The sequence below is a fragment of the Gottfriedia sp. ABJ_BB2_2 genome, assembly GCF_055484705.1.
Window position 1 is genome coordinate 147,130 of record NZ_JBVFKR010000001.1, and the last position, 17,013, is coordinate 164,142.

15 protein-coding genes are annotated in these 17,013 nt (G+C 32.6%); 12 read left to right on the forward strand and 3 right to left on the reverse strand.

The genetic code is table 11. From position 1 onward, the window contains the following. Positions 1–92: 92 nt before the first annotated feature. The 3 genes from ACX6U0_RS00910 (at position 93) to ACX6U0_RS00920 (ending at position 2,455) form a co-directional block, all read left to right on the forward strand. Positions 93–428 (forward strand): IDEAL domain-containing protein, encoded by a 336-nt coding sequence (locus tag ACX6U0_RS00910; protein ID WP_464958129.1) that lies wholly within the window; start codon positions 93–95, stop codon positions 426–428. 382 nt (positions 429–810) lie between these two features. Continuing rightward, positions 811–1,284: a DinB family protein gene (locus ACX6U0_RS00915; protein ID WP_464958130.1), complete on the forward strand. Its 474-nt coding sequence runs from the start codon at positions 811–813 to the stop codon at positions 1,282–1,284. A 238-nt stretch (positions 1,285–1,522) separates the two neighbouring features. Continuing rightward, positions 1,523–2,455: a GNAT family N-acetyltransferase gene (locus tag ACX6U0_RS00920; protein WP_464958131.1), complete on the forward strand. Its 933-nt coding sequence runs from the start codon at positions 1,523–1,525 to the stop codon at positions 2,453–2,455. Positions 2,456–2,647: 192 nt separating this feature from the next. Here the strand turns inward: ACX6U0_RS00920 and ACX6U0_RS00925 are convergent, their stop codons facing one another. Then, positions 2,648–2,854, reverse strand: coding sequence for a hypothetical protein (locus ACX6U0_RS00925; protein WP_464958132.1), 207 nt, complete (start codon positions 2,852–2,854; stop codon positions 2,648–2,650). Between the two features lie 205 nt (positions 2,855–3,059). Next, positions 3,060–3,956, reverse strand: a complete 897-nt coding sequence (locus tag ACX6U0_RS00930) for a LysR family transcriptional regulator (RefSeq protein WP_464958133.1) — start codon at positions 3,954–3,956, stop codon at positions 3,060–3,062. A gap of 445 nt (positions 3,957–4,401) precedes the next feature. Here ACX6U0_RS00930 and ACX6U0_RS00935 point away from each other — a divergent pair, with 445 nt between their 5' ends. From ACX6U0_RS00935 to ACX6U0_RS00975, 9 genes are all read left to right on the forward strand, one after another. After that, a complete protein-coding gene (locus tag ACX6U0_RS00935) occupies positions 4,402–4,809 on the forward strand; it encodes a DUF5412 domain-containing protein (RefSeq protein ID WP_464958134.1) in 408 nt (135 codons plus the stop codon). Between the two features lie 257 nt (positions 4,810–5,066). Beyond that, positions 5,067–5,630: a GNAT family N-acetyltransferase gene (locus ACX6U0_RS00940; protein ID WP_464958135.1), complete on the forward strand. Its 564-nt coding sequence runs from the start codon at positions 5,067–5,069 to the stop codon at positions 5,628–5,630. Positions 5,631–5,863: 233 nt separating this feature from the next. Then, entirely contained in the window at positions 5,864–6,112 is a 249-nt protein-coding gene (locus tag ACX6U0_RS00945) for a hypothetical protein (RefSeq protein ID WP_464958136.1), read from the forward strand. 337 nt (positions 6,113–6,449) lie between these two features. Then, the gene (locus tag ACX6U0_RS00950; RefSeq protein ID WP_464958137.1) at positions 6,450–7,079 is read left to right on the forward strand and encodes a CatA-like O-acetyltransferase; all 630 of its coding nucleotides are present in this window, start codon (positions 6,450–6,452) and stop codon (positions 7,077–7,079) included. 695 nt (positions 7,080–7,774) lie between these two features. After that, positions 7,775–7,906 (forward strand): FbpB family small basic protein, encoded by a 132-nt coding sequence (locus ACX6U0_RS00955; protein ID WP_464958138.1) that lies wholly within the window; start codon positions 7,775–7,777, stop codon positions 7,904–7,906. Positions 7,907–7,951: 45 nt separating this feature from the next. Next, positions 7,952–8,398 (forward strand): DUF6376 family protein, encoded by a 447-nt coding sequence (locus tag ACX6U0_RS00960; RefSeq protein WP_464958139.1) that lies wholly within the window; start codon positions 7,952–7,954, stop codon positions 8,396–8,398. A gap of 600 nt (positions 8,399–8,998) precedes the next feature. Next, a complete protein-coding gene (locus ACX6U0_RS00965) occupies positions 8,999–9,469 on the forward strand; it encodes a YndM family protein (protein ID WP_464958140.1) in 471 nt (156 codons plus the stop codon). Between the two features lie 648 nt (positions 9,470–10,117). Further along, positions 10,118–14,542, forward strand: coding sequence for a pullulanase X25 domain-containing protein (locus ACX6U0_RS00970; RefSeq protein WP_464958141.1), 4,425 nt, complete (start codon positions 10,118–10,120; stop codon positions 14,540–14,542). A 121-nt stretch (positions 14,543–14,663) separates the two neighbouring features. Further along, a complete protein-coding gene (locus ACX6U0_RS00975; RefSeq protein ID WP_464958142.1) occupies positions 14,664–15,305 on the forward strand; it encodes a DUF2306 domain-containing protein in 642 nt (213 codons plus the stop codon). Between the two features lie 83 nt (positions 15,306–15,388). Here ACX6U0_RS00975 and ACX6U0_RS00980 read toward each other — a convergent pair whose 3' ends face one another. Then, positions 15,389–16,726 carry an APC family permease gene (locus ACX6U0_RS00980; protein WP_464958143.1) on the reverse strand — a complete coding sequence of 446 codons (1,338 nt, stop codon included), beginning with the start codon at positions 16,724–16,726 and terminating at the stop codon, positions 15,389–15,391. Between the last annotated feature and the right edge of the window lie 287 nt (positions 16,727–17,013).

Genomic DNA, 17,013 nt, shown 5'->3' on the forward strand with positions numbered 1-17,013 from the left:
TAAATGTAATAAAAAATATTACAGTTTAATTTTAATGCTGGTATGATCAAAAATTTTATAATTTTTTTACTCTAAATGAGAAGGTGGAAAAAATGAACTTAAATAATGATACTATTTTAAAAACAGGTGACTGGGTTAAAGGTAAATCAGTGAATGGAGAATTAGTAATAGGTTATATTGAGTCACATACTATTCTCGATGAAATAGTAAAGGTAAATGTAATAACTTCAGATAATGAAACTACTGTTGGGAAAACCATTCAAATGAGAAATAAAAACGTGAAGAAAATGCCTGATTCGAAAGTGATCAATAAAGAACAGATTCGCTTTCTAATTGACTTGGCCCTCTTAACGGGTGATGAGGATTGGTTTAGTGAGCTATCATCACAGTTAAATTCTATGAGGGAACTTGTTAATGGCGTTAAATAAGGATACCTTAAAGAAAATATCAAAGAAGGACAGATATTAGAAATATCGAAAAAATGGATTAATAATATGGATGAGTTAGTTAAATATTCGATTTAGTAGGTGAGTTTTAAAGAATTATCACCTAAACATTTATTACAAATATATGATGGCATTTCGACCAAGATAAACAACAATGTTCTTTAGTTATAGAAAGATAAAAATATAAGTTCTTTTTATGATACTAATTAGCGCTTTGGTTATATGAAAATAAGAATTTAATATTCCTCTTTCTATTAATTAAACGTGCTATGGTGCAGAAGGAGTAATGTGTTTTTTGTTGAATTAATTATTATCAAACAAAAAACGAGTTACATGTCTTTTTGCAAAAAAGGGAGAACAATCTATGAACGTTTATTGTAAAGGTGTTTTCAAAGAAATGGATTTGGCGGTTGACTCTATTTTTAAGTTAATAAACACTTTAAGTGAGGAAGACCTGAAAATTAAACCGACGGTGGGGAAATGGTCAATTGGTGAATTACTCTCGCATATCTCGGTTCTATGTAAAGCCGATTTCATGATTGGATCTGGAGCCTCGGAGGATGAACTGGATCGTTTCTATGAAAAAGCTGAACCAGAATCGAATCGAAAGGCATTAATCAATTCCCTGATTAGCAACTACTCTTATTTAAAAGAAGGCATATCAAGATTACAGGATGAAGAGTTGTTACAGGAGACGACTTCATTTTTTGGGGTAGTTCATTCACGTTACGAATGGCTGTTGGATACTCAGGCCCATCTATTTCATCACCGTGGACAATTACACTCCATGATTGTTCACATACTAAAGCGTGAGCCTAATGTCCAGTTATTTGAGTAAGCCGCATTAATAAGTATGTTTAACTAATGAGAACGTTAGTTTGATTTCAAGAAGATTGCTATGACAGTCTTCTTTTTTTGTTCTTGCCAAGCAGAAATATTGCAGAAAGGAAGGAAATACATATTTAAACGAAGAATAAGTCAAGTCTATACAAATATGAATCAATGGTGAGTTAAATAAGTTGGGTTACTCATGCTTTTGTTATGATTACTGACTTGAAAAAGGGAGAGAACAATAGATGGAACATGAAGTACAGAAGTTTATTATTAAACATCCGACCTTTGAGGATGCACAAGCGATTACTGATTTGGTGTCATTATGTGATATTGAGGAAATAGGTGAACCGGATATTACATTGTCAGATGTCCTAGATATGTGGAATTCTATCCAGATTGAAACAGATGCTTGGATTGTCATTTCGACAACAAAAAAAATACTTGGTTATGGTTTTGTAGAGGTAACAGGGGCTAACAGGATGGATACTTGTATATTCGTACATCCACAATTTAAAAATCTAGGAATTGGTTCACTTTTATTAAAGAAAGTAGAAGAGCGGGCTAACGTTCTAGCTAAAGACAAAGATGGTGAGCAAAAGTTAATGAATCAAATTCCTTTTACCAATATTGCTGCTAGAAATTTAGTGGAGGATAGGGGATATGAGTTCAGTAGGTTATATGAACGAATGAAAATCGAGTTAACTGAAAAACCAACTCAGTCGCCTTTACCAGAGGGAATAATATTACGAACCTTTCAAGCTAATTCAGATGAAGAAACTCTTTTCTCGATATATGACGAAACTTTCCGGGATACATGGGGTTATACAAAAAAAGATTCATCAACCTGGATTTCTCAAAAAATGGGAGAAGGTTACGACCCAAGCCTTTGGATTATTGCTTGGAAGGATTCTAAACCGGTAGGATTCATAATGAGTAGGTTACAAGATGATGGGGTATTTATTGATTTACTTGGGGTAAAACGTGAATATAGAAAACATGGAATAGGTAAGGCGTTGCTTTTTCATATATTCGGGCAAGCATACCAACTTAACCAAAAAACAATCTTATTATATGTAGACACTGATAGCCTAACAAATGCTAACCGCTTATACAAAGATGTGGGAATGTTTCCCCATTCTCAAACAGCTATTTATTCAAAGAAAATGACTATCTGAACTGATCTCGTGAAAAAGTATAAACATAGAATTTGAATATTTAGTTCACTTTTCTAAATGAACTAACTAGAGCTTTAGTAGCATAAGAAATGAAAAAGATTCTTCAATCGAAGAACCTTTTTCATTTCTGTCTAGAATAATGTTTCACCTTTTGAGTATCTGGTCTATTTCTAATTAAGGATATTTTAGATATTAAGAGTTTACATTGTAAATGTAAGATTGTTGAAATTTAAGTAAACTGGTTTGATAAACCAAATCGAGTTTATTTATTAATACCTGAAATTCATTTTCTAATATATCCAAATTATCCATCGTATTAAGAAGTGCTTCTTTTTCTTCTTCGAGAGAAACAAGACTCATACTACTTATTATTTTTTTATAAGAATCATCAATATACATTTGGATTGAATCCCTCCATATTAGTATATCGATATTATATCACTAATATATTATCAAATAGTAATATAAAGTCCTAAATGACTAATAAAATCATTTAATATAAGAGTTCTCTTTAAAAAAATAATTTTAGAAGTCTGTTTAACTAACTCTAATTTTTATTTAGAACATTATCGTACAAGACTAATAAGGAATCAAATAGCCACGATTATTGAGTGGCTATTTCTTTAACGATTTCAAGAAATTTTTTGCTTATGTTATTCAGAATTTTGTTTTTGGGATAGATTACCCATAAATCTTTATAAACGTAATCATCATTTTCTTTGTAGGGTATAGATTTAATAATTCCAGCGAGAATGTCAGGGTGTAATTTAGCTCCTGACTCATGAGAATATACAAATACATTCTGTTCTTTAACAGCCTCTGTAAGTATATTTATACTGTTTGTAGTTAACTTGATTTTATTTTTATTTTTTTTAATTAACTTAGAATAATAATAATCAGAATAGATAGAATAGCAACCTGTTTCCATATTTAATAGATCAGATTGTGTTATGTAGTCAAAATGAAATAGAGGGGAGTGTTTTCCTACAATAATATGAACACGATCAGTTCGAATTAAATCATAGTTAATATTTTTTTCACTCTCTAGTATCTCTAAATCTTGTGGAAAAAAACAAAAATCATATTCAGTGTGTCTAATTGTTTCCATGATTAGAGGTGGAGCTTTTTCCTCAATTTCAATCGTTACATTAGGATGTTCACCATGGATTCTGTTCATTGCTTGCTGAAGTACAGATGCAAAAGTAGGTGCAGCTACAACTTTTAAATGAACATTTTTGTTATTTCTAAAATCAAACAGCTCATCATTTAATTTAGAAATAATTTGTAATACTTCGCTAGCTCTTTTAATGACAATCTTTCCTTCTTCTGTAGGAACTGTTCCTTTTTTTGAACGGTTAAAAATAGTTATTCCTAATTCATTCTCTAGTTGGGAGATAGATTGGCTAATTCCTGAACTTGTAATATGTAATTTTTCTGCAGCCTTATTCATAGATTTCTCGCTCGCAACTTTTACGATATATTCCATTTGCTCAAATTTCATAAATTCTCCTCGAATAATAGTTTACACACTTATTTTTTCTTTCAATTGAAACTGTATACATTCTTCTAGGAAAAAGTAGTAAATATCAAAATGAAATTATCATGTGCATTTTTTTAAAAATTATTAAATCACCGCCCAAATCAATTTTCTATAAGTCGGTGATGAAGGTGATGAACTGTTTAGTTGACGTGGTCTAAGCCCCATAAATGCTTCGTTCTAAACCGACTAACTTAATCATAAAACCAATCCACGAAAAAAATGGTCACCCATTAAAAAAAACTAGATGACATAAAAATATGATTGAGAGCGTTAGTTCAACAACATGGCAAGCTTATTAGCTGCATTTTAAATGAAGTGATATATAACAGATTGTTATTTAATGATAATCTATTAATAAAATTTTCTGATACAATATATGTAAATTGTTTAATATGAGGTGCGGTACTTGACTAATATAATAGAAAATAAACAGAAATGGCAAAATAAAAGACTTAAAACAGTGAAAATAATTATTTTTGGCAGCTTTTTATTTGTCGGAATCTTAGGATATGGAGTATATTTGGCGTTTTTTGATATGAATAGATTACCAAAAGGAGATTACCTTACAGAAGTAACATCTCCAAACGGTGTCTATACTCTAAAGGCATATGTTAATAGTGGAGGAGCAACGACTTCATATACTATACGAGGAGAATTAGTATTTAACAAACGAAGTAGTAAAACTACTAAAAATATATATTGGAATTATCGTGAGAACAATGCTTATATCAATTGGATAGATAATGATACAGTAGTTATTAACGGACATACCTTAAATGTGCCTAATGATAAATTTGACTTTAGAAATAATTAATAATGTATGTAAATTTCCTTATGTAACTAACGAATAGCTATAGTTGAACAAGATTTAGTCGATTTTTTATTTACGCTAATGACAGTATTGTTAAACAATGAAAAAGGAATAAACCGAGTTTATAAAGAATTACAATTAAGAAGTTAAATTCTTACTTTTTATATTGTAGAAGATGGCTTATGATGTGTAAGGTTTGTAGATAGACATTTATAAGAGGTTTGTTTTGTCGAATTTATTTTTAGAGAGGGGAAAATTAAATGAATCCAATTTTATTAGATGTTCCGTTACAGATTGAAACAGACAGACTAATTCTTCGAGCACCACTTCAAGCTGGCGAAGGGGAAATAGTGCACCAAGCTATTAAGGATTCAATTAGTGAGTTAAAGCAATGGTTGGTTCTTTTTCAGTCAATTCCTACTGTTGAAGAAACAGAAATTCTCCTGAGAAATGCCCATATAGATTTTATGAAAAGAGAAAGCTTTCGCTATCTTATTTTTCAAAAGGGTACTAATGATTTTATTGGAACTGCTAGCCTTCACAGAATTAATTGGAACATTTCTAAAGGTGAAATTGGATACTGGATTAACACACAATTTAGTGGCAATGGCTATATAACTGAAGCAGTAAATGAGTTAACAAACCTTGGCTTTCAGCTACTCAAATTTAGAAGGATTGAAATACGATGTGAATCTAATAACACTAAAAGTCGTACGATCCCTGAAAAACTAGGTTTTGAGCTAGAAGGGATATTACGTAATGAAGATCTTTCAGCTGATGGTAAGAAACTAACTGATACATGCATTTATGCAAAGGTAAATTAGAATAAAAGAAGAGCTTAAGTTAAAAAAAACGAGTTGCTAACAGCTCGTTTTTTATATTGAATAAAAGCGGATAAATCGAAAAGGACTGTCCAGTTAATTTAATGACAGTCGTTTTTGTGAAAAGAATATTTTGGAATACTCTTATAGTAAATCTATTCAAAGTTTAGTTTTATCTCTTACCAATCAATCATAAAATGAATTACTCATATTTATTTTAAAATTTGGAGGGGAATATGAATAAAACCATTTTATGGATCCGAGAATATGCTGATGAGATAAAACGTGGTTTAATTGGCGGATTTACTATTTTTGGTCTCGCTACTATTTTTTTTACAACGGATTCATCGATTGATCAAAATAATAATGCTTGTTTAAAATGGAAATATAACAATTACGAAAAGATTAATGTTTGTTCAATTTATAAGACAAATGAGTCACATACAATTCCATATGGATCAATTATTAGTTTAGATAGTAAATAGATAAAGTTAGAACAAGTATTAATAAACATCTTAGCTTTGTAGTACTCTCAGCTTTAGTTCAACAGTTATGGACTGCCTCAGCAGTTCTTTTTTTATTTTGTAGGATTGTCATAATGAACGAAAGGCTCAATTTTGCTTATCTTAGGTTTCATTTGCAAATTAAGTTTATTATAAAACTAACCCTCAACGTGTGCATCATGAGTCAAATAAGTGGCTCATTTTTTTATTAATATAAATACCGCTCTCGTTGAAAAAACACAACTTTGTTGGTCGCTAGAGAAGGTATTATCATTTAAAGAAAGAATAAACATATTATGTTCAATTTAGGAGTGAAGCAATGTCTGAATATCGTGTTGTAGAATTAGAAAAATGGGAGAGAAAAGAATACTATCATTATTACTTTTCAATAAATGTTACCCATGAAATGACTACGAAAATAGATGTAACTACTGCTGTTGATTATTGTCAAAATAATAATTACAGCTTCTATGCCTATATGATTTTTAATATTACGAAAACTATTAACGCTATAAAAAATTATCGTTATGATCTTATTGAAGATGAATTAGTTTGTTGGGATTACCTAGTTCCAGCATTTACTATTTTTAATAAGGAAAAAGAAAAATTTCAATGTATTTGGTTAGATAATCTTGAAAGTATGGCCGAATTTCAATCTGCATATAAAGCAGAAATTGGAAAATACGATCGTTCCGATAAAATGTTTCCTAAAGATAATCAACCTTTAAACACCTTCGATATATCAGCTATCCCTTGGGTAAGTTTTGATAATTTTTCTTTAAATATTGCTAATTCTTCTTGTTATTTGAAGCCGATATTGACTATTGGAAAGTATTCTGTACACAACGGGAGAATAACTATCCCTATATCTATAAAATCGCATCATTCAACAGTTGATGGATTCCATGTAGCAAAATTTTTTGAAGAGCTAACAATGAATATTGATTAAGTATTAAATATTGTTTTAAATGTTGTTTATAGTTTTTTTATTTTCTAATCATCACTTTAATTTAAACATTATCATACCTTTTGTAACTAACGCTCAGTGGTAGTTCAATACTCTCTACTACGAGATTGGATATGTATAAATTAATTTTTAATAAAAATAAAAACGGTACAATTTAACGAATAAAGTAGAAAGCCTATTAAAAGTAACATTTTTCTTTAAAGTTTTTGTTTGACGTTTCATCTATTTCAGGTTAAGATAACTTCAAATAGATGAAACGTGATTTCTCCAAAGGGGAGTAGCTATTTCAGCAAAGTCGTCATTACGGGATTCAAATCCTCGGCTCTGCTGGCAATTTAGATTGCAAGCGAGACCTTTGCCAATTTATTTGGTAAAGGTCTTTTATGTTGAACACCTTTACCAGATAAATGGTAAAGGTGTTTTTTCATTTGTGAGAAATTCACGTTATTTATTCGTTAGAAAATGTTTCTCCAACAAGATTCATGAAAATATAAGAAGGGAGCACGATTATGTCTAAACTTTTCAAAATACTTAAAAGTACTGTATTCCGAAAAGGAATAAAAATGGCAAAAAAAAGATTGATCCCTATCATCATGAATGAACTTAGGAAGAGAAAATGACAAAGATGTTCTAATAGCAGTACTGATAAGAAATTAAATATAAGAAGGTGATGGAAGATGAGAAAAACAATTAAACTGTCATTTAAACAATTGGTGTTGGAAAACAAAAAGGAACTCATGAGCAATGCAAAGGAAATGGAAAAAATTGAGAAGAAGATTGAAGACAAGTATTCACAATCTTCTAAATGACTAATAAAATGAATAGGTGATCTTATGAAAACGGAGGTAATCACAATGAAAAAATGGCTGGTTATTTTTTCTACTGTTCCATTTTTGATTCTTAGCGGTTGTTCTTCATTGGAGAAAGTAAACAACACGTTAACATACGTGAATGAAGCAACGGATTATGTAAATGAAGCTATTGCTTTTGGAAACGAAGTTCCTTCTCTTTCAGAACAAGCTGTTAGTGATCAACAAGCGGCAAAAGAATTGGAGACAAAGCTGGAAGAGATGAAAAAAGATATTATAGAATTTAATGAACTTCAGTCGCCGGACATAGCTGCGGATCTGCATCAACAAATGGTCGAACAAAATAATAAAGTGTTAGTGGGGATTGACCTTTATTTAAACAATATGGAAGACGGAAAGCTTGATCCTTCTATTGTAGAGAATACGGAAATGTTTAAGTCTATTCAAGAGATAACTGGTATCATTGATCAAATTAAACAATTAGGACAGTAAGTAAAATGAGAATCTTCACTGCAAACCACGGCGTCAGCAGCAGAGAGCTCGAACTACGTACTACCTGCGATGACTGCGGCGCGCCTACACTCGCCATCACATATGTTGGTGCTGAGGACTTGAACACTCTGCCTGGGAAAGATTACCGCCTGCACGAATCGTGACCATGAAGTTCTCCATCGCATGCTCGCCACCGTGACTGAACGTCCTTGAGACAGTCTGTTTTCACTAGGCAGAGTAGTTGAATAATACAATTGAAATTAAGCACAGAATCAATAGATTCTGTGCTTTTTTATTTTAGCTTTGTACAGCCTTTTTATTGTATTAATTGCTAAATTTATAATGATTGTACCCATTTTTAGATTATTTGTACTTTCTTATAAATACTATTTAGAAGTTCAAAGAGCTTAAATAGTAATAAATACAGTTTTGTAGTTAAAATATATGGGATGTATCAGTAAATATAAAAGTCCTCTTTAAGCGATAAATATTACGAATACTTGTACAACATCAATATGACAGTCAAATGAAAAACTATTCAAAATTACAATTGTATAGTTTAAATATTATTTATCATAATAATTGCAAGGAGGGATTTTGTTGAAACATGTAAAAGCATTATTTATAAAATTTATTGCTAGTTTCATCTTATTATATATGGTACTTGGTGTATTATATGATATGTCAATTGGTAATGTATTTGTCATCACCATGTTAGTCGGGGTTAGTGCGTATTTACTAGGTGATATGCTTATTTTACCTAGAACAAATAATACAGTTGCTACAATTGCAGATGTAGGATTAGCATTCTTTTTAATTTGGTATTTAGGGTCAGTATTAACTGATGGAGGCAATATGTTTTATCCATCTTTAATTTCTGCAATCGGACTAGGTTTATTTGAAATTTTTTTCCATAAGTATGTTTTAAACCGAGTATTCAAAAACGAAGTTGTATCAGAAAATATTTCAATTGGGAATTTAAGATATCAAACTGAAGCTTCTGAAGAATTAACTCCTGAATTTAAAAATGAAAAAACATATAAAAAGAAAAAGAAACAGAAAAAAAAGTAACTCTGTTTAAGAGTTATTTTTTATGTTTTGTTCAGATATAGAAGTCTCAATAAAACCACATAATCTAAGTAATTATTATTATCAAATTAATATTTATTATTTTAATGTTTTCTATTTACCTTAAAAATTAATTACTTAAGTTAATATTATCAAGCCAGTTTGACAATCTATTTTCTTATTGGCATAAAGTATTATAAATTTATCCTTTCCCATGCCTAAAATAATGAAAAAGCGATTCATATAAAAGAATCGCTTTTTTTGATGTTTATCAAATTTTATCCCGCTCAATTATATTTGTATAGGAAAGACCTTCGCATGCGTTTCGAGTGTTTTTTGCTTGGTTCTGTATTGCGGGTAGTATGCATTTAATGTAGGAATATATGCTTTTAGTACTAGTAATATATACAAATGATTTAGAACTAAACCAAATGGACGATTGTTACCCAGTACAAACGATACAAATTTCAGAAAATTTAGATTTTTAATCTAGATCTCTATTGATTTGTGTTGATAAAAAGTTATAATAATTCTGAAAACAAATTTTGCAAACGTTTGCAATTAATTTCTTCGGTCATCATACATATATAGTTTTTTGCCTTCTTTTGCATATATGTTTTCTAAATATAGTTAAAGGAAAGGGGTTTTTTCATGAGGAAAAAACAGAAAACGATTCTATCACTCGTCACTGTAATCGGTTTAGTTTTCCAGTTGTTTTCGGGACTTTTTACAAACAGAACCGCTCTAGCAATGGAAACGGTTGCTAAGCAAGTAGTACTTGTTGGAAATCTTCAAAAAGTATTAGGAAACTCAGTTGATTGGGACCCAACTTCGTCCATAACTCAAATGACATACATAGGAAATGGACTCTACTCAATAACTGGTACTTTACCTACTGGTCAATATGAGTACAAAATCGCCATTGGTGGGAGTTGGTCTGAAAATTATGGTGAAGGTGGGATACCTGGTGGCGAAAACATTAAACTAACACTTTCAGATCAAAAAGAGATCACCTTCTACTATAATGATAATACTCATTCAATTATTGATAGTACACACTACACTCCTTTAATAGAAGAAAGGCAACCTCGACTCGTTGGTACCATCCAGCCGGCAATTGAAGCAGGATCAGCGTGGAGCCCTGCGGAATCAACAGCATTCTTAAAAGACGAAAATTTTAAAAATGTTTATTCCTTCACAACAAAAGTGCCAAGAGGTACTTATGAATACAAGATAGTATTAGGTAAGGATTGGACAGAGTCCTACCCATCCTCAAACATGAAGCTAAATGTGCTCTCTGAAACTACCATTACATTTTTCTATAACAATCAAACAAAAGAAGTTTATACAGATTATAAACCTATTGGATCAGATGGTTTGATAGATAAAAATGCCCTATATCATGATTCGTGGGACCAAGTATACCGAAAACCGTTTGGAGCAGTTGCTGCAGAGAATCCTGTTACTTTCCGGATATCGGCAAAGAAAGGCGATCTGACGAGTGCAAACCTCTATGTTAAAAACTATAATTCTGGTACAACAAAGGTCTTAAAGATGAAGAATGTGGGCTATTCAGACATAAATGACAAAGGTGCTCATGAATATTGGGAAGCAACATTTATCCCAGCAGAAAAAGGAATTCACGGGTACAAATTCATTGTGAGGGATCAAGATTCAACAACTGAGTACGGAGAAGACACGCAAGAAGGTCATACTGGGAAAGCAGAAGATAAAAATGCAAGTCTTTTCCAATTGACAGTTTATGATCCTGCATATCAAACTCCGGATTGGATGAAGGAATCTGTAGTATATCAAATCTTTCCGGATCGCTTTTATAACGGCAATAAGACAAATGACCATGTAAAGGATGAGGTTGGTGCTCGAGGTAGTCAACCAATTGAACATCCCACTTCTTGGTCAAGCTTACCGGATAATCCTAATGAACAAGGTAGTAGTTCCTATACTGGCGACGGAGAGTTTAGTAATGATTTCTATGGCGGAGATATTGCTGGAATTAAAGCTAAGCTTGATTACCTTCAATCACTTGGAGTCAACACACTTTATATTAACCCGATTGCTCTTGCACCCTCTAATCATAAGTACGATGCAACAGATTACAAAATGCTAGACCCTATGTTTGGCTCAGAAAAAGAATTTAAGGATTTTACAAAAGAATTATCGAAACGTAAAATGCATTTAATATTGGACGGCGTTTTTAACCATGTTTCCGACGATTCTATTTATTTTGACCGTTATAACAAATATACAACAGTTGGCGCATATGAATACTGGTCACGTGTTTACAATTTGATGGATAATGAAAAATTGTCCGAAACTAGTGCCAAAGAGAAAGCGAAAAAGCAACTCATATCAGAGGGACAAACCTTTAGTCCTTATGGATTTGAGAACTGGTTCCGTATTGAAAATGTCAAAGTTCCTAATGAAAAAGTCAACGGTGTTTCAAATGGAGATCATTATAAATATGAAGGCTGGTGGGGATATGACAGTCTGCCAGTATTTGAATCTAAACAGGGTTCAAAAGTCGATCATCCTAGTGAGCTTAATAACACTTCTTTAGCAAATTATCTTATGTACGAAAAGGATTCTGTAGGAAATTTATGGATTGATCGAGGTTCTTCCGGCTGGCGTCTAGATGTAGCAAATGAAGTGGATAGCACTTTTTGGCAGGAATTCCGAAATCAAATGAAATCCAAGACTATGACAGGAAGCGGAAAAACCCTACAAAAAGATGAAAAGCCACTAATATTGGGTGAAATTTGGGATGATGCATCCAAGTACTTCTTAGGAGATCAATATGATTCAGTTATGAACTACCGTTTCCGTGGCGCTATTTTGGATTATTTAAAGAACGGCAATGCTGAAAATGCACAAAACTCACTTCTTGCTGTTCAAGAGGACTATCCGAAAGAAGCATTTTATGCCCTCATGAACCTAATGGGTTCTCATGATACCGCACGTGCTATATTCTTGTTAGGTAATGGAACAGATACTTATAACAGGGCTGAACAAGATCCGAATTATCATTTCGATGAAGGTCTGAAGCGTTTGAAACTGGCTTCCATCCTTCAAATGGGCTACCCTGGTGCGCCTACCATTTATTATGGGGATGAAGCTGGTCAAACGGGATCTAAGGATCCAGATGATCGAAGAACGTATCCATGGGGAAAAGAAAACCAAGATTTGATTAAACACTATCAAACTATTGGTCAAATTCGTCAGAAATATTCCGATTTATTTAGCTATGGTGATCTTCACCATGTTTATGCAAAAAACGATGTATTAGCTTATGTTCGAACAAAAGAAACAAAATCTGGCCTTGTTATAATCAACAGAGGGAAATCTACACAAACTGTCGATATCGATACAAAAGGCTTAATTGCGAACGGAATTCGTTTTGTAGACCAATTAGATCCGAATTACTTAGTAACAGCAAAGGATGGCAAGTTGACTTTGACTGTTCCTGCTGAATCTGGAAGAATGTTATTATCTAATAATGAAGTGAAAAAACCACATCAAGTTGAAAATGTAACAGGATTAGCAAGATCTAAGCAAATTACGTTAAACTGGACAGGTACTGGAACGAAATTTATTGTCTATCAATCTACAATTCCTGGAGGTTTATGGACAAAAGTGAAAGAGACGGCGGACACAACTGTCGACGTTTCAGGTTTGAATAATGGTCGTACTTACTATTTTTCAGTGACAGCTGTAGATTCAAATGGCAACGAATCTAAACCTGCAGTTTCGAATGGCTTTGTACCACATTTTGATGTTACAAATGCAAGTGTTACCAACTTGACATCCTTAGCGAACAGAGAGCTCAATTTAGCAATTGAGTCTACTGTTAAAGCAAACCTATATTTGCAAGATGCAACAGAAACGGGCCCAGCTGAAGGGATTATGGCAGAGCTTCAAGTAAGAATAAAAGGCGAAAGTGCTTGGACATCATATCAAGCTCTATATAATGGTCAGGCTCAGGAAAATCAGGCGAATGAGTTTCTAAGTAGCTTTACACCATTGGAGGTAGGCACTTATGAATACCGAATGGCCTTTACACCGGATTTAGGCAGGACATGGGTCTACTCACCAACTGGAGAAGCGACTTATAATCGTAGTAATTCAGATACTACTCCTCCTGCTAGTGAAGTCACATTGGAAACACCAATTAAAGAGTCTGGACAAGTCAACTTGAACTGGAAACTAACGCAACCAGAACAACCATTTAAATCAGTTATTTATCGAGACGGTACACTCCTTGCATCAGTGAGTGGAGACACAACCACCTTCCGTGATTATCAGGTGTCAAACGGTTCAACCTATAAATACCAAATCCGAGTATTTGATCAGGCTGGTAACTTTATTGATTCGAACAATGTAAATGTGACACCAGATATAGTCATGGTACAGGTCACATTTAAAGTGCATGCACCGGATGACACACCATTGTCAGCGCAAGTTAATATACCAAATAGCTTAAATGGATGGAATACTGGAGCTTGGTCCATGAGCAGAAATGGTGCTGTTACACCTGACTGGGAATATACATTGGAGCTGGAAGAAGGAACTGAAATTACGTATAAATATACGAGAGATAATACATGGGATCATGAAGGGTTAGCCGACCATACACGATCTGATTCATCAGATGATGATATTAGTTACTATGGTTACGGTGCACCTGGAACCGATTTGAAAATAGTTGTCTCTAACGAAGGTAACAACAAAATGCTTGTACAGGATACTATATTGCGCTGGATTGATAAGCCACTTGTTGTTAGCAATATCGATGTGAATGGTTCGACTTTAACGGTCAAAGGAAATGCTATTAAAGGAGCTAACCTCACAATTAATGGAGAAAATGTAACTGATTTTAATGAGATGAATTTCTCACAATCTTTCAATCTAAAAGAAGGTCAAACGCTAGTACCGGTGCATATTGAACCTACAGATTCTACCAAGTCAACAGTCTTTAAAGGCGATGGTGGTTCGATAAACAAAAATACAAAAAACTATATGATTGATATTATTAATAAAACAATTAGCGAGTCCAAGTAATTAGTAACCAAAAAGGTCTGCCAAGTTAGGCAGACCTTTTTGGTTATAATATCTTAGTTCATGAACAGTTCATAATAGTTTTATAGTATGAGACTATCACACAATCAAAGGGGAAGTTTGCATGAATTCTAAAAAAACCTGGTGGATTTTACTCATAGTATCTATTGGGGTTATGATCCCTTTTATAACACCTTATTTTAATGTAAATCCGTCTAATAGTAGAATACAAATTGATTCGACATCAATTCAATATCCTGCACTAATCGTACATATATTCTTTGCCGCTATTGCCTTAATTTCAGGTTTTCTGCAGTTTAACACTCGGCTCAGAAAAGAAAAACCTAAGCTACACCGTATACTAGGAAGAGTTTATATTAGCAGCGTTTTCGTAAGTGGTTTACTTGCTTTTGTTGTTATTTTATACATTGAGCATTTTACGAAGGCAACATCGTTTGTTGTATTAACGATTATTTGGCTTTTTACGACTGCAAAGGGATATGTAACAGCTAGACACAGAAAGTTTTCTGAGCATCGAAAATGGATGATTCGTAGTTTTGGTGTTACGTTAGTAGCAGTGAGTGGTAGATTAACGGTACCAATCCTACTTTTATTCTATTATTTGCTAAATGGTTTTTCTTTGCCAGGTGGAAGAGTACAAATGGTAAAAGAAGTGTTAAATGTAAATATTTGGGTAGGATTAATCATAAATTTAATTATCATAGAATGGTTTATATTAAATAAGAAAACAAGTGAAAACAAGTAAATTAGAACAATATGAAAATAAGAAAATCCCCTCCATATTTTTGAAGGGGGCTTAAGATATATTATTACTTAAATTAAGAAAGACTAACTTGCTTTAATTTTCTGTTCGTTCTTTTCATTGCTTTTTAATTTAAAGAATACTGGTAAACCAATAATTGCGATTCCGATTGATATAAATGCATCTACTGGTGCGTTAATTAATGTACTAACAATAATGTAAAGCGTACCAACAATTGCCACGATTGGCGTGAAAGGATACAAAGGTACTTTATAAAGAGTTTTATCGTTATTGTCTTTTTTACGTAAAATGAAAATAGCACTAAATGCCAGACCATAAAATAAAAATACAGCGAATATTGCCATATCTGATAGGCGGTCAGGGTTCCAAAAAATCATCATTGCTAAAGCGATAATAATTTGTATAATTGTTGATCCGACTGGTGTATTAAATTTAGGATGAATGCTTGATAAAAACTTTGCACCAGGAACCATTTTTCTTTCAGCCATAGCGTACGTAATACGTGGGAATGTAAGAATTTTACCATTTAAACATCCAAAGATTGAAACTAAAATACCAATTGCAAGAAGTTTACCACCAAAATTACCAAATAATGATGTTGCAGCTGCAGTTGCGGCATTTGGACCTAATTCAACGATTTCTTTGGCCGGTAATAAATGAAGCATCGCAATATTTACTGATAAGTAAGCTATAATAACAATAAGAATGCCTGAAATAATTGCTCTAGGCAAAGTTTTAGAAGGATTCTTCATTTCGCCAGCCATAAACCCAACGTTCATCCAACCATCATATGCCCATAAAGTTGCTAAAACGGCTGCACCCATACTAATTGTTTGTGTACTACTGCCGCTGTCAGCATTAAAGACAGTTACATCTCCTTGGAAAATACCAAATACAGCAATTAGGATAATCGGTACAAGTTTTCCGACAGTAGAAATAGTTTGGATGAATCCACCAAAATGTGTACCAAGTAAATTTAATGATCCTAATAAAATAATTGTTATGATACCAATAAGAACTTTACTACTATCATCGAATCCTAAGAAATCTGCAAGTAACGATCCAAAATATAGGCTAAGTGCGCCCATTACTGCAGGACCATATACTAGGGTTTGAACCCAACCACATAAAAAGCCCCACATCTCGCCATAAACTTCTTCAATATAGGCGTATAATCCACCCGTTTTTGGAATTTTTACACTTACTTCAGCGATTGTTAAACCACTAGCGAGTGTTATAATTCCACCGATAATCCAAGCTAAAAGAGCCATTGTGGAATTTGCTGTTGATGACAGTACCACTCCTGGTTTCATGAAAATACCAGAACCAATGACTGTGCCAATTACTAGAGATGTTGATACGAAAAAACCAATATTTTTCTTCAAATTTACTTCCTTTTCCACTTGCTCCACCAACTTTCAAAACAAATTTTAAAAATTAGAAAAATTATACCACATTAATTTTCTGAAGCATTTTTTTCAGAAAACTTAAAAATTTATTTGATACTTTACGACTATTGATGTTCAATTAAATAAAAGAACTAAAGTCTATTCATTTTTGAGATTTTGTTTAAAGAAAGAGTAATTAGTAGAATGCTAAAGCAAAGTTCCTAATAATCGAGGTTAAATAACAACAATTTTCCAATGCATATTAGCAGAAAAATTTAACTTAATGTATAGATTTAATTGAA